This window comes from Streptomyces sp. NPDC050548 (assembly GCF_044457385.1).
In the GTDB taxonomy this organism is placed as follows: domain Bacteria; phylum Actinomycetota; class Actinomycetes; order Streptomycetales; family Streptomycetaceae; genus Streptomyces.
This window is the reverse complement of the sequence record NZ_JBITGV010000002.1, coordinates 540,199-563,775: the sequence shown is the minus strand read 5'-3', so window position 1 is coordinate 563,775 and position 23,577 is coordinate 540,199. Positions and strand designations below refer to the sequence as shown.

Annotated in this window: 19 protein-coding genes; 8 read left to right on the top strand and 11 right to left on the bottom strand. The window is 70.8% G+C overall.

The genetic code is table 11. From position 1 onward, the window contains the following. Positions 1–3: 3 nt before the first annotated feature. The 6 genes from ACIBJH_RS08405 to ACIBJH_RS08380 all read right to left on the bottom strand — a co-directional run bounded on the left by ACIBJH_RS08405 (position 4) and on the right by ACIBJH_RS08380 (position 8,288). Positions 4–1,839, bottom strand: a complete 1,836-nt coding sequence (locus tag ACIBJH_RS08405; protein WP_399116055.1) for a hypothetical protein — start codon at positions 1,837–1,839, stop codon at positions 4–6. A 51-nt stretch (positions 1,840–1,890) separates the two neighbouring features. Further along, positions 1,891–3,609, bottom strand: a complete 1,719-nt coding sequence (locus ACIBJH_RS08400) for a hypothetical protein (protein WP_399116054.1) — start codon at positions 3,607–3,609, stop codon at positions 1,891–1,893. 2 nt (positions 3,610–3,611) lie between these two features. Then, a complete protein-coding gene (locus ACIBJH_RS08395) occupies positions 3,612–4,514 on the bottom strand; it encodes a carbohydrate ABC transporter permease (protein ID WP_399116053.1) in 903 nt (300 codons plus the stop codon). Further along, the gene (locus ACIBJH_RS08390; protein ID WP_200710285.1) at positions 4,511–5,425 is read right to left on the bottom strand and encodes a carbohydrate ABC transporter permease; all 915 of its coding nucleotides are present in this window, start codon (positions 5,423–5,425) and stop codon (positions 4,511–4,513) included. Before ACIBJH_RS08390 ends, ACIBJH_RS08395 begins: the two co-directional genes overlap by 4 nt. 122 nt (positions 5,426–5,547) lie before the next feature. Beyond that, entirely contained in the window at positions 5,548–6,870 is a 1,323-nt protein-coding gene (locus ACIBJH_RS08385) for an extracellular solute-binding protein (protein ID WP_399116052.1), read from the bottom strand. 275 nt (positions 6,871–7,145) lie between these two features. Next, positions 7,146–8,288: an ROK family protein gene (locus ACIBJH_RS08380; RefSeq protein ID WP_399116051.1), complete on the bottom strand. Its 1,143-nt coding sequence runs from the start codon at positions 8,286–8,288 to the stop codon at positions 7,146–7,148. Positions 8,289–8,583: 295 nt separating this feature from the next. On the opposite strand from ACIBJH_RS08380, the gene ACIBJH_RS08375 reads away from it, so the two are divergent. From ACIBJH_RS08375 to ACIBJH_RS08355, 5 genes are all read left to right on the top strand, one after another. Beyond that, entirely contained in the window at positions 8,584–9,483 is a 900-nt protein-coding gene (locus ACIBJH_RS08375) for an N-acetylglucosamine kinase (RefSeq protein WP_399116050.1), read from the top strand. A 219-nt stretch (positions 9,484–9,702) separates the two neighbouring features. Next, positions 9,703–11,631 (top strand): phosphatase PAP2 family protein, encoded by a 1,929-nt coding sequence (locus ACIBJH_RS08370; protein ID WP_399116049.1) that lies wholly within the window; start codon positions 9,703–9,705, stop codon positions 11,629–11,631. A gap of 92 nt (positions 11,632–11,723) precedes the next feature. After that, positions 11,724–13,445 carry an ArnT family glycosyltransferase gene (locus ACIBJH_RS08365; protein WP_399116048.1) on the top strand — a complete coding sequence of 574 codons (1,722 nt, stop codon included), beginning with the start codon at positions 11,724–11,726 and terminating at the stop codon, positions 13,443–13,445. A gap of 67 nt (positions 13,446–13,512) precedes the next feature. Beyond that, positions 13,513–14,436, top strand: a complete 924-nt coding sequence (locus tag ACIBJH_RS08360; protein WP_200710279.1) for a MurR/RpiR family transcriptional regulator — start codon at positions 13,513–13,515, stop codon at positions 14,434–14,436. 411 nt (positions 14,437–14,847) lie between these two features. Next, complete coding sequence (locus ACIBJH_RS08355; protein ID WP_093623389.1) at positions 14,848–15,222, top strand: hypothetical protein; 375 nt, start codon at positions 14,848–14,850, stop codon at positions 15,220–15,222. 205 nt (positions 15,223–15,427) lie between these two features. On the opposite strand, the gene ACIBJH_RS08350 is transcribed toward ACIBJH_RS08355, so the two are convergent. The 3 genes from ACIBJH_RS08350 to ACIBJH_RS08340 all read right to left on the bottom strand — a co-directional run bounded on the left by ACIBJH_RS08350 (position 15,428) and on the right by ACIBJH_RS08340 (position 18,155). After that, positions 15,428–16,078, bottom strand: a complete 651-nt coding sequence (locus tag ACIBJH_RS08350) for a peptidoglycan-binding protein (RefSeq protein WP_399116047.1) — start codon at positions 16,076–16,078, stop codon at positions 15,428–15,430. Positions 16,079–16,159: 81 nt separating this feature from the next. Next, entirely contained in the window at positions 16,160–16,996 is an 837-nt protein-coding gene (locus ACIBJH_RS08345) for a hypothetical protein (RefSeq protein WP_399116046.1), read from the bottom strand. A 67-nt stretch (positions 16,997–17,063) separates the two neighbouring features. Further along, a complete protein-coding gene (locus ACIBJH_RS08340; RefSeq protein WP_399116045.1) occupies positions 17,064–18,155 on the bottom strand; it encodes a substrate-binding domain-containing protein in 1,092 nt (363 codons plus the stop codon). Positions 18,156–18,381: 226 nt separating this feature from the next. Between ACIBJH_RS08340 and ACIBJH_RS08335 the strand changes: the two genes are divergently transcribed. The 3 genes from ACIBJH_RS08335 to ACIBJH_RS08325 all read left to right on the top strand — a co-directional run bounded on the left by ACIBJH_RS08335 (position 18,382) and on the right by ACIBJH_RS08325 (position 22,609). Further along, entirely contained in the window at positions 18,382–19,059 is a 678-nt protein-coding gene (locus tag ACIBJH_RS08335) for a TetR family transcriptional regulator (RefSeq protein ID WP_399116381.1), read from the top strand. 151 nt (positions 19,060–19,210) lie between these two features. After that, positions 19,211–19,624 (top strand): Zn-ribbon domain-containing OB-fold protein, encoded by a 414-nt coding sequence (locus ACIBJH_RS08330; RefSeq protein WP_399116044.1) that lies wholly within the window; start codon positions 19,211–19,213, stop codon positions 19,622–19,624. 198 nt (positions 19,625–19,822) lie between these two features. Further along, positions 19,823–22,609 (top strand): alpha/beta hydrolase family protein, encoded by a 2,787-nt coding sequence (locus ACIBJH_RS08325; protein WP_399116043.1) that lies wholly within the window; start codon positions 19,823–19,825, stop codon positions 22,607–22,609. A 65-nt stretch (positions 22,610–22,674) separates the two neighbouring features. On the opposite strand, the gene ACIBJH_RS08320 is transcribed toward ACIBJH_RS08325, so the two are convergent. Both ACIBJH_RS08320 and ACIBJH_RS08315 read right to left on the bottom strand, forming a co-directional pair. Further along, a complete protein-coding gene (locus ACIBJH_RS08320; RefSeq protein ID WP_399116042.1) occupies positions 22,675–23,145 on the bottom strand; it encodes a DUF1003 domain-containing protein in 471 nt (156 codons plus the stop codon). Positions 23,146–23,182: 37 nt separating this feature from the next. Further along, positions 23,183–23,569 (bottom strand): PPOX class F420-dependent oxidoreductase, encoded by a 387-nt coding sequence (locus tag ACIBJH_RS08315; RefSeq protein ID WP_200710274.1) that lies wholly within the window; start codon positions 23,567–23,569, stop codon positions 23,183–23,185. Positions 23,570–23,577: the final 8 nt, after the last annotated feature.

Here is a 23,577-nt window from a genome sequence, read left to right as displayed (position 1 = left end):
GGCTCACGCGTGGAGCGTCAGCTCCGGCTCTCCGTGGGCGTCGCCCGCCGCGTCGCCGATCACCGCGGTGAACGCCTCGGTGCGGACGGTCAGTTGACCGTTCTCGCCGCTCGTGAACTCGGCGGTGAGTGGTTCGGTTCCGGGGCCGTAGCGGACGACGAACACGTTCAGGTCCTCCGGTGCGCCGGGTGCCGGGTCGGCCTCCAGGGCCGTGGAGGTGACCAGGTGGCTCCAGCCCTCGTCGGGGTTGCCGTAGCCGCGCGGGTCGGCGGCGAGGGCGAACGCCGCCTCCTGCTGGGAGAGTTCAGAGCGGGCGTCGAAGTGGTCCGCGCCCTCGCCGGTCGGGTGGGTGAGGCGCAGGGCGCCCGCGGAGGTGACGTCGCCCTCGGCCGTCCGGCGCACCCGGTCCCCGTCGTCCGCCGCGTAGGGCAGTCCGGCGAGCAAGTACGGTGCTCCGTCGAGCCGTTCGACGGCGACCGCCGTCCACAGACGCGTGCCGTCGGTGACGTACAGGGACCGGATGTGCCGCAGGACGTGGTCGCGGCCGACGACCGGCTTGGTGACCAGCTTGGCGGTGAGACCGTCGGCGCGAAGGTCACGGACCCGTACCTCGCCCATCGGACGGCACAGCAGGAAGCCGTCGAGCACCGGGCCGAAGCCGTGCTGGCGGTTGACGGCCGCGGGCAGGTAGTACGTGCCGTCGGCCTCGACCACCGACGGGGTCATCTTGTTGTCGAAGGCCACCGACACGGTACCGGCGCGGAGTTGATGGCGGACCGCCGCCGTGGACGGGGTTCGATGCCAGAGCGTGGTGTCCTGGATCTGCCAGACCAGCATCCACGCGAAGTGGCCGTCCACTCCCCCGTCGGGCTTGACCGCGTGCCGGGCCCAGCGGCTGTCGCCCCGGTAACGGCCGATGTCCGCGCCGATACGGGCGCCGAAGTAGCGCAGCCCGAGGACCGACTCGAAGGCGGAGTGCTGCTCGCTGTAGCGCGGACCGCCGTTGTCGAAGCCGCCGCCTGTGAGGCGGGCGTCGATGTAGCGGGCCAGCGCCTCCCCGTCCTCGGCGAAGACGTCCTCGCCGCTGACGATGTGGGCCTGCGCGAGGAAGGAGAGTGAGATCGGGCCGTAGTTGTTGTCGTACGCGCCGCCGTGCTCGGGCGGGAGGAGGGCGCCGCGGTCGCTCACGCGGTGGGCGCGGATCTCGTCCGCGTACACGGCGAGCGCGCGTTCACGCACCGACTTCCCTTCCTGCGAAGGGAGATGACTGGCCAGCATCAGTCCGCCGACGACACATCCGATCGCCTGGTTGCCGGCCTCCTGCGGGTTGAAGAAGGTCGCCTCGGTGAGCCAGCGCCAGTAGCCGTGCGCCAACTCGACGAGAGCTGTGCGCTGTTCGTCGTCGACGAGTCCGTCCGTCGCGTCCAGGATGTTGACCGCCTGGAGCAGCGCCCACGCGGTGCTCGGCCAGTCTCCGATGGGGTGCGCGCCCGCCTCCAGGACGTAACGGGCGTACGGGAGGCCGGAGTTGCGTACCCTCAGGTTCGGGTAGCCGGGGTTGTCCTCGGTGTAGACGCGCTCGCGGAGATGGAAGGCGAGGCTGTGCCGTACCGCTTCCGGCAGCCGTGGGTCCTTGCCGCGCTGCCAGGCGAGGGCCAGCAGGGACGTGATCCCGAGTGAGGTGTCCCCGATGTCGTCGTAGCAGTCGGGGTGTTCGAGGTTGCCCTCCGGGGTGATGCGCCGCAGGGCCTGCTCGACTACGTCGGCGAGGACCGCGTCGTAGGCCTCCGGGGTGTCGGGGAGGTTGTGCAGCGGGCCGCGCTGGTGGAGGAGGTGCACGGGTGGATCAGCCCTTCATGCCGGAGGTGGCCGTGGCGTGGGTCGTCGGGGTCAGACGGCGGGTGCGGGGCGGCTGGTGCGCAGTGCGACGCTCAGCGTCTGGGGGCCGTTTCCACCGAGGTAGACACGGTTCCCGGTCGTCGCGTCGGTGCCGCCCACCACCGTGTAGTCCTGGCCCGGGTCGTACCGTAGTACGTCGCCGCGGTCCGGTCCGGCGAGGGGTTCGCCCGCCTCGACGTCGACCTCGACGCGGATCTCGTCGTCGCCGACCCGGTAGGTCATCGGCCCGGTCGTCAGGCACCAGCGACCGTCGCCGATCGGTGCGGCGCCCGCTACAACTCCCCCTGGCCGGAAGGTCAGTTCGAGGGACCAGGGCACGCGTGGTCCGCTGATGTCGATGCGCAGGTCCGCCCCGTCCTCCCGCAGGTCGACCTCGACCCGGGTCGTGTGGGAGACCTCGTCCTGAGGGCGGTCGGGGAAGGCCATCGCCGCGGAGAAGCGGCCCTCGTCCACCAGGCGGTAGGCGCCGTCGGCGCGCCTCCGGTCCTTCGGGAGCGGCCGGTAGTAGGCGGTTGTGAGTGTTTGGGTGAGCCGGTACCGGTTGTCGGCGAGCTGTTCCATGTCGGCGGCACGGAACGGGCCCAGGTCGAAGAACACCCGCGAGAGGCGGACCGCGTCGAGGACGGCGGCACCGGCGAACAGGCGCAGGAAAGTGGGGTTGCAGGCGAGACCCGAGCGGATGCGCCGGTGCTCGGGCACGTCGGAGCCGCCGTACACCACGGTGTGCGCGTTGGCCGAGACGTGTGCGGCGAGGCGTGCGGTGGGGAGGTACCGGCTGCGCGGGAGCTTCTCCGCGTCCGGGGCCGGCAGGGCGCGGCACAGATCCGGGGTGAGGAGGGTCTGGGCGAGCAGGTCGGGGTCGTTGATGCCGTCGGCGGCAGCCAGGCGGGCCGCGCGGGCGAAGTCGCCCCGGCCGGTGCGGATCGCGAGCAGCCGGTAGTGCGGCAGGTAGGGCCACAGCGCGAACGAGAGCTTCTGGTCCTGGCGGCGCGAGTGGACGGTCTCCACCGTGCCGTCCGGCCTGATCAGGTCCAGGGTCGCGGCGAGGTTGCGTTCGACGGCGTCCAGCAGGTCGGTACGCCCGAGCACCTCGGCCAGCAACAGCAGCGCCGGGTTGGTCACGATGGACGCGTAGACGGCGCTGCGCTCCGAGTACAGCCCCTCCGCGTCGATGTCGACGCCCTCGGCGAGCCACTGCCCGACGCGGTCGAGCAGCCGGTCGTCCGGGAAGGAGCGGTGCAGACGGGCGAGCGCCGCGCTCAACTCCCAGCGGTGGTTCGGGGTGTGCACCCCGCCCACCAGAAGGCTTTCGGACGCCGCGCCGGCGATCTCGGCGAGCGCGGCGGTGACGTCGCGCAGTTCCGGACCCGCGCCCGCGGCGAGGACGTGCGCGTCGCACACGTCGTTGACGGTGAACGCTGAGTCCGGCGGTGACTGCACGTTGTCGCCGCCGGCGAAGAGGCCGGTGCCGGTCTGCGCGACGCGCAGGGCGCCGAGGTGGGCCAGCGCGGCGGCGACGGCCCGGCGGCTGTCGTGCAGTTCCGAGTCCGGGGAACGGTATGCCGCGACCAGGGTTTTCACCCGGCGGGCCAGAACGCGGTGGGTCACACCGGCGAGTTGCCCGTCGGGGTCGGCCGCCAGCGGGGCGGCCGACCGGTCGGCGGCGCCGGCCGCCGCGCGGACGAACTCGTGGTCGAGCGGGGTGGACACGGTCAGTCCTTCAGGCCGGCGTTGATGTCGGCGCCCATGACGTAGCGCTGGAAGACCAGGAAGATGACGATCAGCGGGATCATCGAGATGACCGAAGCGCCCAGCAGGACCGACCAGTTGATGTTCTGCGCGCCGACGATGCTCTGGATGCCGATCTGCACGGTGAACTTGTTCGGGTCGTTCAGCATCAGCAGCGGCCAGATGTAGTCGTTCCACCGCCACTGGAAGGACAGGATGGCGAGGGTCAGCATGATGGGCCGGGAGAGCGGCACCATGATCCGCAGGAAGATCGACAGTTCGCGGGCGCCGTCGATTCGGGCGGCCTCCACGAGTTCGTCGGGGACGGTGATGAAGAACTGGCGGAACATGAAGCAGCCGGTCGCGGTGAGCACGGCCGGGAGGATGATGCCGGCGAACGAGTTGTAGAGGCCGAGGTTGCGGACCACGAGGAACTCGGGGGCGAGCATGACCTCGCCGGGCAGCATCGTGGTGGCCAGGATGCAGATGAAGAACGCCTTGAGCCATTTGTTGTCGTACTTGGCCAGCGCGTATCCGGTGCAGCAGCTGACGCCCACCGTGAGGATCGTCGTGATGACACACACGATGGTCGTGTTGATGAAGTACTGCGAGAAGTTGGCGCTGCGCCACGCCGCGGAGTAACCCGAGAAGGTGGGGTTGTGCGGAATGAAGGTCAGCGGATAGGAGAACAGGTCGCTGGCCGGCTTGAGGGAGCTGAGGATGAACCACAGCACCGGCAGCCCGTAGAGGCCCGCCAGGGCCCACAGCAATGTCGTCGCGGGCACCGCACGCCGGAGACCGCCGTCGCGCGAGTTGCGGGGTCGCTTCTTGGAAACGGCTCGTCCGGAACCGGCGTCGACCTTGCGCGGCATGTCTGTGGTTGTCATCGGTTCTCCACCCGCCGGTTGACGATCAGCTGGATGATCGCGACGGCCATCAGGATGAGCATGAGCACGAACGACGCGGCGCTCGCGTAGCCGATCTGGCCCCGTTGGAAGCCGGTTTGATAGATGTACTGGACCAGCAGGTTGTTCGAGGTTCCGGGTCCGCCGTTGTTGAGGGAGACGAAGACCGGGTACTCCTTCATCGCGTTGATCGTGTTGAGCAGGATCACGATGAACGAGGTGGGCGCGATGCTCGGCAGCGTGATGCTGATGAACTGGCGCCAGGGACCGGCGCCGTCGAGCGAGGCGGCCTCGTAGTACGACACCGGTACGTTCTTGATCGCGGCGATGAACAGGAGCATCGAGAAGCCCGTCCAGGCCCAGGACGCCGCGAACACCACCACGATCAGCGAGAGGTCCGCGTTCGACTGCCACGGAACGGCGGAGCCGCCGAACTTCTCGATGATGTAGTTGACCAGTCCGAAGTTCTCGCCGAACAGCCACCGCCACAGGACACCCACGACGATGGGCGACAGCAGCCACGGGATGAAGAAGATGACCCGGGCGACGGACGCGCCCTTGGCGTGCTTGTTGACCACCAGGTTGGCGGCGAGCAGCGAGAGCGCGAAGTTCAGCGGCACGAAGAGCACGGCGTACAGCAGCGTCCGGGTCAGCGCGTCGTAGAAGGTGGAGTCCCCGAACAGGTTGTGGTAGTTGTCCAGTCCGATGAACTGGAACGCCCCCACACCGGTGTAGTTCGTGAAGGAGTAGACGAGCCCGATCACCGCCGGCCACACGAAGAACAGCGCGAAGAGCACGACGTTGGCCGCGATGAGGACGAGCGGCGCGAGGGTGTAGGTGCTGCGTCGTTTCCTGGGCGGCCTCACGGACACGTCCGCGGCGCTTTTTGTCATCTTCCTGACTTCCGTGCTGGTGGATGGATTGCTGTGGGCCCACGCCGTGAGCCCGGCATCACGTGGCGGCCAGGGCCGGGCGGCGGTGTTCGATCCCGCCGCCCGGGCCCTTGGCCCTACGATCAGCCGCCGACCGCCGTGTTGTAGCCGTCCACGATGTTCTGCAGGGCCTTGTCGACCGACTGCTGGCCGTTGATCGCCTTGCCGAGCTCCGTCTTGGTCGGGTCGGTGGCGAGGCTCTTGCCCTTCAGCACCCAGTTCGTCTGCGCGTTGTTGAAGTAACCCGAGATCGGCGCGTACAGCGGGATCTCCTCGTTGTAGAGCTTGAACGCCGCCTGCGCCGCAGCCGACTTGAAGGGGTACTTCGGGTTCAGACCGCTCTCGACCGGGAGGAAGCCGGAGGTCTCGACCAGCTCGGTGTACTGCTTGGGCTCGTACACCCAGGACAGGAACTTCTTCGCGGCGGCGGACGCCGCGCTGTTGTTGTTGAAGCCCACCATCATGCCGCCGCTGTTGACGTCACTGGCCTGCACCGGCTGGGCCGGGGTCGGGACGCTCGCCCAGTCGAACTTCTTGATGCTGTCCGCGAAGGAGGCAACCTGCCAGACACCGGACCAGTAGGCGACGACGTCACCGCTCTGGAACATGGCGGACGGGTCGGCGCCGCTCGTCCACACCGACTTCGGCATGGTCTTGTCGTCGTTCAGTCCGACGAAGTACTTCACGGCCTTCTTGGTCGCGTCGTCCACCGAGAACTTGCCGGAGGAGTCCGCGTGGACGTACTGGCCGCCCATCTCGTACACCATGGCGCGCAGCCGGGACGGCGACTGGTCGAAGGTCAGGGAGTACTTGGCGCCGGTCTTCTCGCGGACCTTGTTGGCCGCCGCGATGAACTCGGTCCAGGTCCAGGTGTTCGAGGGCGAGGACGGGACGGCGACGCCGGCCTTCTCGAAGAGCGACTTGTTGATGAACAGGCCGGACGCGGTGACGTCCGAGGGGATGGCCAGCACCTTGCCGGACGAGTCCTTGGCGAGGAAGTTGGAGTTGATGTTGTTGGCCTTGTTGCCGGTGATGGAGCTGAGGTCGATCAGCTTGCTCGACCAGATGGGGTCGAGGGCGGGGACGTCGGCGACATCCGGCAGCGAGTTCGCCTGGGCGGCGTTGTGCAGCTTCGTCGGGTACCCGTCGTAGGGGATGTTGACGAGCTTGACGCTGACGCCCTCTTCCTTCTTGTACTGCGCCACCAGCTTCTTCCAGCCCGCGTCCTGGCCCGGGACCGTGGAGATCCAGAAGGTCAGCGACTTGGAGGTGCCTCCGGAGCTGGAGCCCGACCCGCAGGCGGTCAGGAGCAGGGCTCCGGCCGAGGCCGCGGCAGCGAGAGGAACCATCCGGCGCATGCCACCGCGGACGGGTCGGCGGGAGCTCCGCACACTCACTCTGGTCATCTTTCGATCCCTTTTCTTCGTAGCGGAGGAAGCACGGCGCCATCCGAGGCGGCACAGGTGCATTCTGCAGAAAGGTTCGCTTTCAGGGGGTTTGGCCTCGCCCGGCCTCGCCGTTCTGATGGGTGGCATCCCCGGCCCTCTCGGCCGCTGCCGCACAAGCACACCCTGGTGCGGTTGCCGTACTTCTCGTACGGGCGGGAGGCTCACTCCGAGTCGACGTCCCGGCCGACTTAGAAAGCGCTTGTCCGGACATTGGCAGACCGAGTCCGAGGCCGTCAATCCTTCACCCCCGCGGCATCGGTCACGGTTTGGACTCCTCTGGCGACCGCGAGCCGCGCGGCGCCCACCACGGTGCCGAGATCGCCGACCGTGCTGCTCACCACCTCGGTGGGCCAGCTCAGTCGCCCCAGCTCGGTGCGCACCCCGGGCAGCAGCTGCGGGTCCGTGCCCGTGCTGCCGCCCAGGACGATCAGTCCCGGGTCCAGTACGGCCGCCACGGCGGCGGCGAGTCTGCCCACGTCGGCGGCGTGCCGGCCGACCAGGGCGGACGCCGTGGGCTGCCCCCGCGCGGCCAGGGCGAACAGCTGGTCGGCGGTGTCGGGGCAGGGCCCGTCCGCGTTCTTGTCGGCCCGCCAAGCAGCGGCGGCCCGGCGCAGCAGCGAGCGCGCCCCGACGTACTCCTCCAGGGCCTCTCTGCGGGGCTCCACGGCGTCGTCCCAGGGGTAGGGCAGCCGGGCCAGCTCACCGGCCGCGCCGTTCGCGCCGCGCAGCACATGGCCGCCGACGACGATGCCGAGACCGATACCGACGCCGATCCGCAGATAGCCGAAGGTGTCGCGGCCCCGCGCGGCGCCCTCGTGCAGTTCGGCGAGGGCCGCGCAGTTGACGTTGTTCTCCAGGTGGACGGGCACACCGGGCGGCAGGGCGACCGTCATGGCGTCGAACACCGGGCCGGCCTTCGCGGTCGCGGGGCGCATTCCGGCGCCCGCCCGGTTCCGCGCGGCGACATCACCGACGGCGACGACGACCGTGCGCAGCGGGGTGCCTGCGGGCAGCGCGTCGAGGGCCTCGCGCACGGCGTCGGCCGCGTCCTCACGGGACTCGGTGGCCTCGGCCAGCAGCGTGCCGTCGAGGGCGCAGCCGCGCACCCGGGTGAGGGCGGGGCCCAGGTCGACGGCGAGTACGGCACCGGCGGCCGGGCCCAGCCGGTAGACGGCGGCGTTGCGGCCCGTGCCGCCCGAGGCGGTGCCGGAGTGGGCGGCGAGGTTGACGCTCTCCAGTTCCACGACGGCGGAGGACACCGTCGGCTTGGACAGGCCGGCCAGGCTCGCGAGCTGCGGGCGGGTCGCACTGCCGGCTCTGGCCAGCACCTCGAACACCGCGCTCGCGCTCTCGGTCAGCCGAGACGCCCGCGCCACGACGTGTTCCACACTTCCCCCAGTTCACAGGCCGCGCGCCCGGAGGGTGTCCATGGGCTGCGGCGATGGGATGTCCTGGCGTCACGCGGGCCCGGACGGTACTCCCCGTTGCCTGATACGCGATGCCTCTTGACGCACTGTACTTCGTTAGTTAACTTCCTAACGAACGTCACGGTACTCGCCTGCCGTGGTCCGACAGAAGCCCGTCCCGGGGCTTCCCTAGTGCTTCAACTTCCGTCCCCCCGGACACGGTTCGCCCACCGTCGCAGCACAGCGCAACGACGAAAGAGGTTCCGTGCAGGACTCCACGCCCCTCGTGGTCGGCATCGACGTGGGTGGCACCAAGACACATCTGCGCGCCTGCGCGGGCCCGGATGTCGTCGCCGACCACATCCGTGCAAGCAGCGGCTGGCGGCCGCACGACATCGCGACCGCCGCCGACTGGCTGACCGCACTGGTCCATGACTCCCTGCCCGCACACGTGCGCCCCTCCGCGGTCGCCGTGGGCGGGCACGCCTGTGAGACACCCCGCCAGTGCGCCGAGATCCGGGCCGCGCTGGAGAAGCGTCTCGGGATTCCGGCGCTTGTCGTGGGGGACGCCGAACTGCTCGTCCCCGCGGCCGGGTTGGACAAGGGGGTCGGCCTGGTGGCCGGCACCGGTTCCGTCGCGGTGGGCCTGCTCGCCGACGGCAGCCGGCTCCAAGTGGGCGGCTGGGGTGCCGTACTCGGCGACGAGGGCGGCGCCGCCGGTCTCGTCCGCGAGGCGGCCCGCGCCGCGTGGGCCGCGCACGATCGCGGCGAGGCTCCGGACCCGCTCGCCCTGGGACTCGTCGAGGCGTTCGCCGTGGCCGAAGTGCCCGCACTGGGCGCCGCGTTGGAAAGCGCTTCCGACGTCTCCGCCGACTGGGGCCGCCACGCCCGCGTCGTCTTCACGGCCGCCGACGCCGGCTCGCTCCTCGCGCGCGAGGTGATAGCGGAGGCCGGTCGGTCCCTCACCGCACTCGTCGTACGGCTCGCCGAACGCGGCGTCCCCGTCGACGACGTGGTGGTCGCGGGCGGCACCGTCCTCGCCCAGCCCCGCCTGTACGAGGCCTTCACCACGGCGCTCGCCGAGCGGGTGCCGGGGGCACGGCCGCAGCCCATCCGGGTACCGCCCGTCGAGGGCGCGGTGGCGCTGGCCCGATCGATCCTGTGAACCGCACGACTCCCGTTCACCCGGGGGTCATGTGACGGACGCCGAACCCCCTCCGCGGGGACACGGCTCGCCGTAAACCTTCGCACGTACGCACCAGTTGACGAATGCGCTTTCTCACGTCGTACGGTGCACCCCGAACCACAGCCGATCGCACCACCCCTCCCTGGTCCCACGACCTCACCGGCCTCCACGGCCGTAGAACTCAAGAGAGGCACACCCATGCCGTCACCCGCCGGGCACCGCACGGACGCCGGTCGACTCGCCGTGAACAGACGTGGATTCCTCAAGACCTCGCTCGGCGCCTCGGCCGGCGTGGTCGCCGCGCCGACGCTGGTCGGCTGGCTGGCAGCGGCGGACGCCAAGGCCGCCACGGCTCCGCTCGCGTTCGTGGACGACTACAAGACGAACGTCATCGCGAACCTCACCCCCGAGACCAACGCCGTGGTCCGGGTCCTCGGCGGCATGGCCCGGATATGGAAGACGGGTGCCGCCTGGAACACCGGCACCCCGCTGCGCCCCGAGATCCTGCGCGCCAACATGCGGTACTGCATCGACCTCACGGCCCGCCGCACCGAGGCACAGGCCAAGGAGGCGTTCCTCTACGACCGGCAGCACCAGAGCTACGCCATGATCGCGGGCCTGGGCCCGCTGGCCGACCTGTACAAGTCCGGTGCCCTGGCGGTCACTTCGATCACCAGCGCCCCGGACGGCACCCCGGCGACCACGATCAGCGACGCCGTCCCGGCCGATGCCCCCGCCGGTGCCGCGCTCGGCGCCGGCTCGCACGACTCCGCACTCGGCAAGGTGGCCGAACTCGTCGACACCCTGCGCGGCAACTACGCGTCGGGCAACCCGAGCAAGTACGCCTACCAGTACCCGCGTCCGTGGCGCATGAACGAGAAGAGCGAGGTCGTCGACACCGGCGCGGTCGACTCGCTCGGTTACCCGGTCTACGACTCCGAGGTGGTCGTCGCCCCGCAACTCCTGCGCCAGCGCAGCACTTCGCCCGTCGACGACGGCGGCTTCCCCAGCGGCCACACCAACGCCTTCCACCTGGCGGGCCTCGCCTACGCGTACGCCGTACCGGAGCGCTTCCAGGAACTGGTCACCCGCACCCTGGAGTTGAGCCACACCCGGATCATGGCCGGCATGCACTCCACGGTCGACGTCATGGGCGGTCGCATCATGGCCACCGCGCTGGCCGCCGCCACCCTCGCCGACCCGGCCAACGCCGAACTCAAGGCCGCCGCCCGCGCCCAGGCCCTCGCCTACTTCGAGGCGCAGACCGGCACGACGGCGGACACCCTGTACGCCTACGCGCACTCGGCGACCACCGCGACCGACCCGTACGCGGACCGGACCGCCAACTCCCGCCTGGTGGAGCCCAAGTTCACCTACGTCCTGACCCGCGGCGGCCGTGACACGGCACTGACCGTGCCCAAGGGCGCGGAAGTCCTGCTGGAGACCCGGCTGCCGTACCTCGACGCGGCCCAGCGGCGCGAGGTGCTGCGCACGACCGCGCTGCCCTCCGGCTACGTCCTGCTCGACGGCTTCGAGCAGTGGGGGCGCCTCAACCTCTTCGCGGCGGCGGACGGTTACGGCTCCTTCGACTCCGACGTGGTCGTCGCCCTCGACGCGGCGGCCGGGGGCTTCGGCGCGACCGACGCCTGGCGCAACGACATCGACGGCTGCGGCGGCCTGACCAAGCAGGGCACCGGGACGCTCACACTGACCGGGCACAACGCGTACACCGGCGGGACCCTCCTCAAGTCCGGTGCGCTGGTGGCCGGTTCGGCGCACGCGCTCGGCCACGGCGACGTGAGCGTGCTCGGCGGTTCGCTGCGGGTCTCCGAGTCCGTACAGATCCACGGCACCTACACCCAGCAGTCCGGCACGCTGGAGGTCACCCTGCGCTCGGGCCACCAGCCCGCCGTCGAGGTCACCCGGCGCGCGACCCTCGGCAAGGGCAGCGCGCTGTCCCTGCGGCTCGACGCCGAGCACCCGCCGGCCGCGGGCTCCACGGTGCGTGTCCTGGGCGCCTCGGCGCTGCGCGGCCAGTTCGACAGCATCACGCTGAACTCGGACAAGCTGCGGGCCGTACCCGTGTATACGGCGGAAGGTCTGTCGGTACGACTCCTGAAGCGGTGACGCCCCTGGTGGCGGGAGCGATGCGACAGTGGGGCCATGACCCGGCTCCGGATCGTTCCCGCCACCGAGCGGCCGGCCTCACCGCAGGGCGGATGATGGCGCGCGAACAGCACTCGGTCCTCGACCCCGGCACGCTCGACGACGGCGGGGCTTCTCTGCCGCGCGCGGCGGAGAGCCGGCCGGCCCGTCTCCGCGCCGGGCTGCGGCGCCACCGGCGGTGGCTGCTGCCGCTCCTGGTGGCGCTGCTTCTCGCGCAGATGGCCGCCGTGATGGTCACGACCGCCGTCCAGCAGACACCGACCATCGACGAGCCGGTGTACGTGGCCACCGCCACCGTCTATCTGCGCGAGCACAGCCTCGACTACAACCCCGAGCACCCGCCCCTCGGGAAGCTGGTGATCGCCGCCGGGATCGCCCTCACCGACCCGCACTTCGACGCCGACTACAAGGGCGACCAGGGCGAGTTGGGCCGCCATCTGCTGTACGAGTCGGGCAACGATCCCTGGCAGCTGATGTTCTGGGCCCGGCTGCCGGTGATCGTACTGACGCTGCTGTTCGGGTTGGTCGTGTTCGCCTTCGCCCGTGAACTCGTGGGCGCGGCACGGGGGTTGGTGGCACTCGCCCTCTACGCGTTCTCCCCCGACGTGATCGCCCACGGCTCACTGGCCACCCTGGACGTGCCGGAAGCGGGCTTCCTGCTGACGTCGGTGTGGCTGCTGTGGCGGGCCCGGCGGCGGCCCCGGCTGTACGTCCCGCTCGCGGGCGCCGCGCTCGGCGCCGCCGTGGCGACGAAGATGAGCGCCCTGCCCGCCGTACCCGTGCTGATGCTCCTGGCGGTGGCGTCGGTGTGGTCCGCCCGCCGCCCGGCCGACCGTGAGACCCGGCGGCGGGCGCTGTTCCTCGGAGCGGCGAGCGCGGTGGTCGTCGCGCTGGTGGCGGTCGTCGTCGTCTGGGCGTCGTATCTCGTGGTGGACCCGCGGCTGCGGTTCACGTCCACGGAACCCGTGCCCGCCATCCACGGGCTGCGGGGGCGGGTGGTCGAACTGCTGCCGTTCCCGCGGGCGTTCCTCGACGGGATGCGCATCCAGTTCGGTCTGGAGGACTACCCGTGGCAGGGCTTCCTGTTCGGGCACCTCTACACCGGGTCCCACTGGTACTACCTGCCGGTGGCCCTGGTGGTGAAGACCCCGCTCGGCATGCTCGCCCTGTGGGCGGCGGGTGCCGTGACGGTCGTGGCGGTACGGCGGCTGCGGCCGGCGGCGCCCTATCTGCTCGGGCCCACCGCGGTGCTGCTCGCCGCGGCGATGGACGGCTCGCGGGACTTCGGCACGCGGTACGCGATCTTCGTACCGATGTTCCTGGCGGTCGCGGCGGCCTGTGTGCCGGTGCTGCGATGGCGGTGGGCCGCGCTGTCCACGGGGGTGTTGGTGGCCTTCGTGGCAGTGAGTTCGCTGCGGACGTTTCCCTACTATCTGCCGTACTCCAACGAGGCGTTCGGCGGTCCGGCGAAGACCTATCTGCGGCTGCACGACTCCAACGTGGACTGGGGCCAGGACCTCGGCCGGCTCGCCGACCGGCTCCGTGAGCGGTACGCGGGCGAGCGGATCTGGCTGGTCTACAAGGGCAGCGGTGTGCCGTCGTACTACGGCATCGAATCGTCCGATCCACGCAAGGTAGGGGTGCGCGAGGTGCACGGTCTGCTGGTCGTCTCGGACACCGCGATCGACAAAGCACGGGGGAAACTGGCCGAGTTGATCGACAGCAGTCGTCCGGTCGATCAAGTCGGTCATTCGATCACCATTTACCGGCGCTGATCGCCCGCTGGTCACAACGCTCTGTGAGCTATGTTGAGTGACCGTGGGAGACAAAGGAGGCGGATCCGTGCCATCGCCGCAGCAGGCACGAGCCCAGGCATCCGCGATCACCTCGGGAAAGACCGACCCGGAAGTCGGGGCGGCGCCGACTTCCCAACTCCGTGAACTCTTCGACGGTCCACGGCTGTCGCCGGGTCAGCGGCGCATCGCCCAGTACCTGATCGAGCACATCACCGAGGCCGCGTTCCTCTCCATCACCGACCTCGCGGAACGCGTCGGCGTCAGCCAGCCCTCGGTGACCCGGTTCGCCGCGGCGGTCGGCTTCAGCGGTTACCCGGCGCTACGGGAGCGGCTGCAGGCGATCGCCCTGAGCACCCTCGCGGGCGGCCCGGCGGCGGCCGAGGTCAACCGCAGCAACGAACTCCAGGCCGCCGTCGACGCCGAGATCGAGAACCTGGAGAACCTGCGCCGGGACTTCGCCGACCCCGACCGGCTGATCGACCTCGGCCGCGAACTGTCGGCGTCCACCCCGCTGACCGTCCTCGGCCTGCGCATCTCCGTCTCACTGGCCGAGTACTTCGCGTACGCCGCACGCCGTATCCACCCCGACGTACGGCTGGTGACCAGGGGCGGCAGCGTCGCCTACGACGCGATCCTGCAGTCCCGCGAGGCGGGCGGCACCTGGCTGCTGGCCTTCGACATGCCCCGGCACGCCCACGAGACGCTGACCGCGCTCCGGGTGGCCCGCAGCGCAGGGCTCAAGGTGGCCCTCGTGACCGATCTCGCGCTCGGCGCGCTGGCCGACGAGGCCGACATCACCTTCGCCATCGGCACCGGCTCCCGCCTGGTCTTCGACTCCTACGCGGCGCCGGGCGTGATGGCCGCCGCCCTGCTCCAGGCCATGACGGACGCCGATCCCGAGCGCACCCAGGCCCGCCTTGAGGACTACGAGCAGATCGCCGAGCAGCACCAGTTCTTCATGCGGGACTGACCCGCCCCTCCCCTCTTGAATCACTTCAGAACGGGACGATTCCGCCCATTTCGCGCATGAATGTTTTCATACGCCTTGCAAAGAAGACGGCATATATAAATACTGCTCACGGATCGCGTCCGGCCCACTCCGGACCCGTTCCGCACCCGTGAGCCCAGCGCTCGCACCCGCCCCGAGAAAGCACCGGTCCGCCCATGCGCACGCCGCTCCACCTGCCGCGCCGGCGACACCCGTCCTCCGGGGCTCCTGCACGGACACCCTCAGCCGCCGTCTCCTACCCGCGTCGGCGCCAGGGGTGTTCGGTCGGGCATCGCCTGCGCGAGCGCCCAGGGCGGCCCCGGTCATCCCCTAGACCGGGGCCGCCTCACACCGTCGGACCACCCCCCGCGCCGCACACCGGGAAGCGATGACATGCAACTCACCACCACCCGCATCAGCCAGGACTGGCCCTGTCAGGTCAAGACACCCGGCAGCTACGACTGGGAGCGCTCGGCCGCCAAGTGGCTGCGCGAGCTGGTGCCGGCCCGCTACGCCAGCTACCCCGCGTTCATCCGCCACCCCGTGCTGCTCGCCCGCCATGCGCAGATCCAGGTCCAGCACGAGATCCGCGTGGCCCGCACCGCCCTGCAGACCGCACGCGCGGACCTGCCCGGCATCGGCCTGCCGGAGTCGGTCATCGAGCACACCATCAAGCTGTACGCCGCCGAGCTCCTCCAGTTGCAGCACATCGCGCGCAGCGTCCGCGCGGTGACCGAGGCACTGGTCGGGCACAGCACGGGACGCTGACCGGCGCCTCGAACGCGCGGGCGTTCATCATGGACGGCGCGGCGTCGTGGGACGACGGCGTCGCGCCCCTGCGAACCGAAGGCCATGCCGATGAGCGGCTCCCGTATTCCGGGCCTCGTACTGCCCGGAGTGTTTCTGCTGGCCCTCGTCGTGGGCGTGTTCTGGTACTGGCGACACCGCGACGACGACTGACCGGGCGCAAGCCCTACTGGCCGTCGTCGAGTGTCGTGCGTGACTCCAGGTCCCTGCGGGTGTCGTCGCCGTAGACGCCGTTCTCGTCGCCGCGGATGCCGTACCAGAGCTGGAAGCGGGCGACCGCCTCCTTGAGGGTCGCGTCGTACCGGCCGCTGGTGGAGCCGTTCTCGTAGACGTTGGGGATGCGCAGCAGGCGTTGTTCGAGTTCCGTCACCTCGGCGCCGCTGTCTCCCTCGCGGAGGGTGCCGGCACCGTCGGGGTCGGAGGCGGCGGTGCTCGTGGCGGAGGTCACCGGGGTGGGTGTGGTGACCGGTTGCCCGGTGCTGGCCTCGCCCCTGCCGGGCAGCAACAGGGCGCAGGCGAAACCGACCAGGGCGGCGGCGCTGACCCCGATGGTGATGGCGGCCCGGCGGAGTCCGGGACCGAAGGGGCTGTCGCTCGGGACCGGGCGGAAGTCGCCGCGTACGGGCGGCAGTTCCTGCGTCTCGTCGTCGGAGCCGAAGAACGGCCGGGGCAGCGGGACCGACTCGAAGACGGAGGAGTCCCGGCGGGGCTCCCGCATCAGCTCCGCGAGATTGTCGGAGCGGCGGCGGCGCAGTACACGGGCGGGTTCCAGGACCGGGCCGCCGGACGAGGCTCCCGGTTCGGGCGGTGTAGACACACTGCTCTCCTTCCGTTCCGCGCGCACGGATCTCCGCCATTCCCCTGGAGAGATACGCGCGCACGGCCTCAGGAGTTCAGGTCACGCTCCGACGAACCGGTGCAGGGATGCCTTCAGCGCGGCGACGAACGCGTCCCGGCGCTTGTCGTCGAGCGCCTCCAGGGACAAGTAGGGGTTCAGGTCCTCCAGTTCGACCAGCAGCAGACCGCCGTCCGGGGCGCGGCAGGCGTCGACGCGCTGGATGCCGTGGTCGATGGAGTTCCAGTCGACGAACCGCTGCGCGAACTCCAGGTCGGCGGGGGTGGGTTCGTAGGTTTCGAGCCGCCAGCGCTGCTCGGTGTCCGGGGCGTACAGGGCGTACTGGAAGTCGTGGTCGACGAAGTAGAAGGACACCTCATAAGTGAAGTCGACGCACGGCTGGACCAGGACGGTCCCGTCGGCGAGGGCCGGGAGGCGGTCCGGCGGGACGATCTGCAGGCCGATCGAGTCGGCGCCGAGCTTGGGCTTGATCACGTACTTGTCCGTGCGCGGCAGCCGGTCCAGGTCCTCGATCCGGTCGACGGTCGGGATGACCGGGAATCCGGCGGCACTCAGATCGAGGAGGTACTGCTTGCCCGCCATGTCCGCCCGGCCCGAGAGTTGGTTGTAGACGCGGGTCCCGGCGTCGGTCGCGCGCTCGCGGAACGCGTCGTACTCCGTCTGGTACGCGAGGACGGGACCGCTGTTGCGGACCACGACCGCGTCGAATCCGTCCATCAGCCCGGCCGCGTCCAGCGGATGACACAGCGCCAGGTCGAAGTCCCCGCGCAGCCGGGAGGTCAGGTCGATGTCCTCGTCGCAGTAGCGGCGCCCGCGCGCCTGGTAGGCCAGGTCGGTGACGTACAGGATGCGGGGGCGGGCCGGAGGCGGGGAGGGCATGCCGGTTCTCCTTGGCTGAGGGTGGGAAGAGCGTTCGCGCGTAATGATCAAAACGGTCGGGCCGTGTTCACCAGGTGGGCGGACCGTCTCCGCAGGAGGCGCGGATCCTCAACTCGGGGAGGAGTTCCACGTGTTGACGAGGGGCCGGGCGCGCTCCGTTGCCGCGCTCGGCGAGCCGGCCGAGCAGCAGCTTCGCGGCCAGCTCCCCCACCGACCGTTTCGGCGGGGCGACGGCGGTGAGCGGGACGTCGGCGAGCGGGGCGACCTCGTCGTCGTAGGCGATGAGCGCCAGGTCGTCGGGGACCCGGATGCCGCGGGCCTGGAGCCGGGGCACGAGGACGATCGCGTCCTCGTCGCTGTGCACGAGGGCGGCGGTGACCCCGCGTTTACGTACCGCGTCGGCCAGGAAGTCCACGCTCGCCTCGTAGTCGCCGTGTTCGCGGACCGAGGGGGCGCCCGGGACGGCTTCGAGACCGAGGGAGCGTACGGCCGAGCCGTAGCCCTCGATGATCCGGGCGGCGTGCGGGCCGTCCTGGAGCACCGCGGTGATCCTGCGGTGGCCGAGGGCGGCGAAGCGGCCGACGGCGACCGCGGCTCCGTGGGCCCGGTCGGTGCGCACCCGGTCGAGGGCGGCGGCCGGGTTGCCGGGCGGGGCGGAGCGTTCGACCAGGACAGTGGGCACGCCCCGGTCCACGAGCCACCGTTCCTGTCCGTCGACGGGCACACCACCGGACCAACTGGGCGCGACGAGCAGCCCCTCCGCACCGCCCGCGAGCAGATGCCCGGCCTGTACGGCGTCCTCCGTGTCGACGTATCCGGACACGCCGAGCACCAGCCGGCCGCCCTGGGCCCGTACGGCCTCGCGGGCGCCGCGCACGATGTCGGCGAAGATCGAGGCGGTGGTCGGCACGATCATTCCGATCACCGGGCCCTCGGCGGGGTCCCGCGGCACCGGCGGCTGCACGACGGCCCCGCCCGGCCACACCACCGCGCCGTGCAGTCGCCGCACCCGGCCCTGCGTGGCCAGCGCCTCCACGTCGCGTCGCAGGGTGACGGCGGAGACGCCGAGTTCGGCGGCGAGTTCGGCGACCCGCAGGCTGCCGCGCTCCTTGACGAGTTCGAGCACCCGCTCATGGCGCTGGTCGACGTGAAGTCGCATGGGTCCCCCTGAAGGCACTGCTGGTCGCCGTCACTCTATGCCGCGGACCGTATCGACCCTATCGACCGTCTCGATCGTCTCGACCGCATCGGCTGCATCGGTCGGCGCGCTCCGTCATGGGCCTCAGTGACATGCCTCAGGGGACTCAGTTCCCTTTTGGCAGCGCACTGAGTGTCATCCGCGTCGGCCTGGTGCTACGTTCCCGTCCATGAGCTCCAAGCCGCCCATGCGGGACGCCCTGGTCGCGGCCGCCTTCCAGCTGTTCCTGGAGCGGGGCTACGAACAGACCACCATCGACGACATCGTGGCACTGGCCGGGGTCGGACGGCGTTCGTTCTTCCGCTACTTCCCGTCGAAGGAGGACGTGGTCTTCCCCGACCACGAGCGCTGCCTCGCCGACATGACGGCGTTCCTCGCGTCCGGCGGCGACGAGCACGAACCCGTGCGGCGGGTCTGCGACGCGGCCCGGCTCGTGCTGCGGATGTACAACGAGAACCCGACGTTCTCGGTCCAGCGCTACCGCCTCACCAAGAAGGTGCCGGGACTGCGCGCGTACGAACTCTCGGTGGTGTGGCGCTATGAGCGGGCCCTCGCCGACTATCTGCGCGGACGCTTCGCCGGGCGGCCCGACGGCACCCTCCAGGCCGATGTGATCGCCGCCGCCGTGGTCGCGGCGCACAACAACGCGCTGCGCTCCTGGCTGCGTTCGGACGGGCAGCGCGACGCGGCCACCGAGGTGGACCACGCGCTGGGGTATGTGCAGTCCGCCTTCGGGAATCCACCGGCACCCGTCGCCGTGCAGGTGCGACAACAGCCCGAGGACGTCGTGGTGGTCGTCTCCCGGCGTGACGCACCGCTGTGGCGCGTGGTCCAGGAGATAGAGTCCGCGCTCGGCCGCGACTGAACCGGAAAAATACGAGGGTACGCAGTATCTTTACGACTGGCACTGAGTGCCATACGCTGTGGTCGTGCACGGTGGCACGGCGAACCGCGCACATGCGTGCCCGGCTCGGCCGCGCACGCGGGATTCCGGCCGAGCGCAGGGAGTTGACAGCGTGTACCACCACTCAGGATTCGCGACCCGTCCAGCAGTCGGCTCCCCGGCGGGCGTACTCGAACCGCACGCCCCGGACGGGGACACCATCCACTTCCAGCGCTGCACCTGGTGCGGCACCGCGATGTACCACCGGCTCCTGTGCCCGGTCTGCCAGGGCGGTGACCTGCGCACGGAGCGCAGCGAGGGCACCGGCACGGTGCGCCACTCGACGGTCGTGCACCGCAACACCCCCGCGGCCCGCAATGTGTCGCTGATAGAGATGGCCGAGGGCTTCGTGGTGCGCGGCCGGGTCATCGGCCACCCCATGGGCATCCACAGCGGCGACCGTGTCCGGCTGTCCACGGCCAAGGACCCGGTGCGCGGCGAACCGGTCTTCCAGCTCCTCGACGAGCCGTACCGCGCCTGGCACTGACCTCCGACCGGCCGGCGCCCATCGGCAACCGGATCCCGAACGGCCGTACCGCACGGTCGAGTTCGAGCCCGGCCGCCGAAGATCGACCGAATCCTCCTCCACAGGCAACCCACAGCCGTCGCTTCCCGTCCTCCGGGGCGCGAGGGGCTCCCGGGACCGACGGGACGCCCGCGTCTGGGGTTCGAGGAGGAGAACACATTGTTCCGTGCCCGGCGAATATGGGTCACGGCCGCGGCGGTGCTCGCGGTGGCGGGTGGGGTGTCCGGGTCCGCACAAGCGGTACCGCCCCCGGACACCGGACCGTTCACGACCACGGCGACGGCCGACGACGGCACTCTGCCACCGGGTTGGCGGATCACCGGCGAGGGATCCGCCCAGCAGCTGGTGTGGCGCTCGGGCAGGCAGGTGCCCATGGGGAACGCCCGGGTCGAGTTCCACGCCGGTGGCAGGCTCCTCGGCGTACCGAGTCCGGCGAAGGACGGACGGACCTTCCGGCTCGGCCTCGACGCCGCCTCCCCCGGGAAACTGACGGACCTTCAAGTGGTGGCCGGCGGGCGGCGGTTGGACGTGGCCGGTGACAACAGCGGCTCCGGCAAGGGCAGTTCAGGAGCCGTCGCCCGGCCCGCCGCTCAGCTCCCGGCCGGTTCGGTCGATCCCGGCAAGCCGGGTGCGTACCGTACGACGACCGGTGAGTACACGCTCGACTCGGTCCGGCTGCCCGGGTATTCCGCGCCGATCGAGATGAAGGCCGTCGTGGTCGCCCCGAAGGATGCCACCGGCAAGCGGCCGCTCGCGCTGTTCCTGCACGGCCGGCACTACACCTGCTACAAGCCGGGCACCGAGGACATCACCGGGGAGTGGCCCTGCCCGACCGGCACCAAATCCGTCCCCAGCTACCGGGGTTATCTGCGCGACCAGCAACTCCTCGCCTCCCAGGGCTATGTGACGGTGTCGATCTCCGCGAACGGCATCAACGCCCAGGACGCCGGGGCCGAGGACGCGGGCGCGCAGGCCCGTTCGTCGCTGGTCCGGCTCCACCTGGCCCACTGGGCCGACTGGTCCGCCCACCCTCGGACCGCTCCCGCTGTCGTCCGCAACGCGCCGCCGGCCGACCTCTCCCGCGTCCTGCTGATCGGTCACTCGCGAGGCGGCGAGGGCGTCAACCGGGCGGCGATGGACAGCCTCTACCCGCCGCCGGCCGCGCAGGACGGCTACCACGGCCCGGTGCGCTGGAAGATCCGCGGCACCGTCCTCATCGGCCCGACGATCTTCGGCCAGAACCCGGTCGCCGACGTGCCGTCGGTGACGCTGCTGCCCGGCTGCGACGGTGACGTCTCCGATCTCCAGGGCGAGGTGTACGTCGACGGGACCCGCGGCGTCAGCCGGGGCACCGCACTGCACAGCGCGGTGTACATCGAGGGCGCCGACCACAACTTCTTCAACACCGAGTGGACGCCGGGTCAGGCGCAGGCGCCCGCCGAAGACGACTTCTACAACGACCCCGACCAGCGGGACGCGGTGTGCTCGCCGGGCACCGCGACCCGGCTGACCGCCGACCAGCAGCACAAGGCCGGCTCCACCTACATCGCCACCGCGGCCCGGCTGTTCGTCGCCGGTGACGACCGCGCGCGCGAGCTGCTCGACGGCTCGGGCCGCCGGGCGCCCTCGGCGGACCCCGCGCGGGTCCTCACCCACGCGGTGGGCGCGAACCGCGGCGCCGGCTTCCTGCCGGACGGTCAAGTCACCGTGTCCGGCGGCACGTTGTGCTCCGCGGTGGATCCCGACCCGGCCGCCGCCTGCCTGAGCGACAACAGCCGGGGCATCTCGCCGCACTTCGCGCAGTGGGACACCAACAAGGAGATCGGCCGTCGCGCGGTCGCGCTGCGCTGGTCCGCGGCCGGTTCGCCGACGACGGTGAGTCCGCACAAGCCGGTCTCCCTGAGCGGTGCCAAGTCCCTCGCCCTGCGGGTGATCGTGCCGCCCAACACCACAGGCACCCAGTTCGACGTGTCCCTCACCGACGCGTCCGGTCACCGCGCGACCCTCGGCCGGGTCCGCGTCGACGGTCTGCCCGGCACCGGGCGCACCGCCTCCTACTGGGCGCGCGAGGCCCGGGTACCGCTGACCGCGGCCACCCGCGCCGGACTCGACCTGCGTCACGTCAAGTCCCTTGCCCTGACCCCGCGTTCGCGCTCCGGCCAGGCATGGCTGATGGACGCCTGGGGCTGGCGCCCCGGCACTCCGGCGGCCGTCGCGGCCCCGCTCCCGCGCGTCGACATCGGCCGGCTCACCGTCAAGGAAGGTGACTCGGGCGTCAAGACGTACCGGGTGCCCGTCCAGGTCTCCGGCCGGGGCAGCGGCCAGGTCCGGATCTACGTCACCGACCCGGCCACCGGCCGGGAGACCTCACGCCTGGTGACGGTGCACCCCGGTGGCCACGACCTCGACATACCGGTCAAGGTGGAGGGCAACACGCGCTACGCCTACGACGTCCAGCACGACTTGTTCGTCAAGGCGGTGCACGGCGCGGTGGTCGGCGCCCATCACGGGGGCGTGACCACCGAGAACGACGACCCGATACCCACGTACACCGTCACCCCGATCGCGGACCGGGTCACCGAGGGACAGCCCCTCAAGTGGAAGGTGACGCTGTCGGCGCCCGCGGACGTGGACATCAACCCGGTGTTCGCGGTCCAACCGGTCACCACGGGGCCGGAGTTGTCCACCCTCGACGTCGACCCGCAGTGGTTCCGCGAGAACTCCGGAGAGGAGCCCGCCCCGGAGCGGCCCCTGTCCAAGGTGCCGAGCCTGGCCGTCTGGACGACCGTTCCGGCCGGGCGGACCAGTGCGGAACTCAGCCTGCCCACCATCACCGACCAGGTGACGGAGCAGCCCGAGTCCGTGCTCTTCCTGGGCATGGACGACAACGGCGACCCGCTGAGCAACAGGCCGGTGCTGACGGGCACGGTGCTCGACGCGTCGTAGCGAGACGCCGTACGAGGTGAAGGGGCCGCAGCCCGAAGGCTGCGGCCCCTTCGCCGTGCGGTGGGTCAACTCGGCTGTTTGGTCCCGCCGTTCATCTTGGCGCGGTTCTCGGTGAGGAGTTCCTGGACGCGTTCTTCGATCTCGCGCGGGTCCAGGCCCAGGGCTGCTCCGATGTGGGCCGACCACACCTCGGAGCGGAGGTTGGTCTCGAAGTCGAGGTCGGCGCGGACGTTCTCGCGGGCCGCCTGCCGGTTCTGGCTGACCATGACGAAGGTCGACAGGAAGATGGCCTCCAGGCTGACGATCATCGTGAGCAGTCCGTACGGGTACGGGTCGAAGATCCCGGCCTGCCCGAGGAGTCCTTCGTTGAGGGTGATCCAGACGGCGAACCACAGGGCGTGCAGATAGACGAAGAGCATGGTGCCGGCGAAGGCCGTGATGGCGTCGGCGACCCGGTCCTGGGTGCTGCGCATCCGGGCGAAGACGATCCGCTCCTGCCGCAGCCGCAGGTCGGCCGGGTTCAGCGCGGGGTCCACGGGCGCTCCCTGGGTTCGGTGTGCACGGGGTCCGCCCTCAGGCTTTGAGGGTGACGCGGATGCCGACGGTGCCGTCGAGCCCGCGGCGCAGCCGGCTGCCGAGCAGCGTGAGACGGCCGGTGAGGCCGTACTTGCGCTTGATCAGGGCGCGGTAGTGGGCCGTGGTCTCGGCGTCGGTGAGTTCGGCGGTGCCGGGGACCTGGTCGCCGGTCGGGTTGCCGCGCAGGTCGCAGGGGCCCACGAGGACATCGCCGCGGGCCCGGATGCGCTTCACCTTCCAGGAGTCGGCGACCGTCCACACCCCGAGGGTGTCGCCGTCGCGCACCACCCACACCGGGGTGGGGACCGGGGAGCCGTTCTTGCGGTAACTGGTGATCAGCAGGTACTGGCCTGCGCCGAGCCGGTCCAGCGGGGTCTCGTCCATGGTCGGCA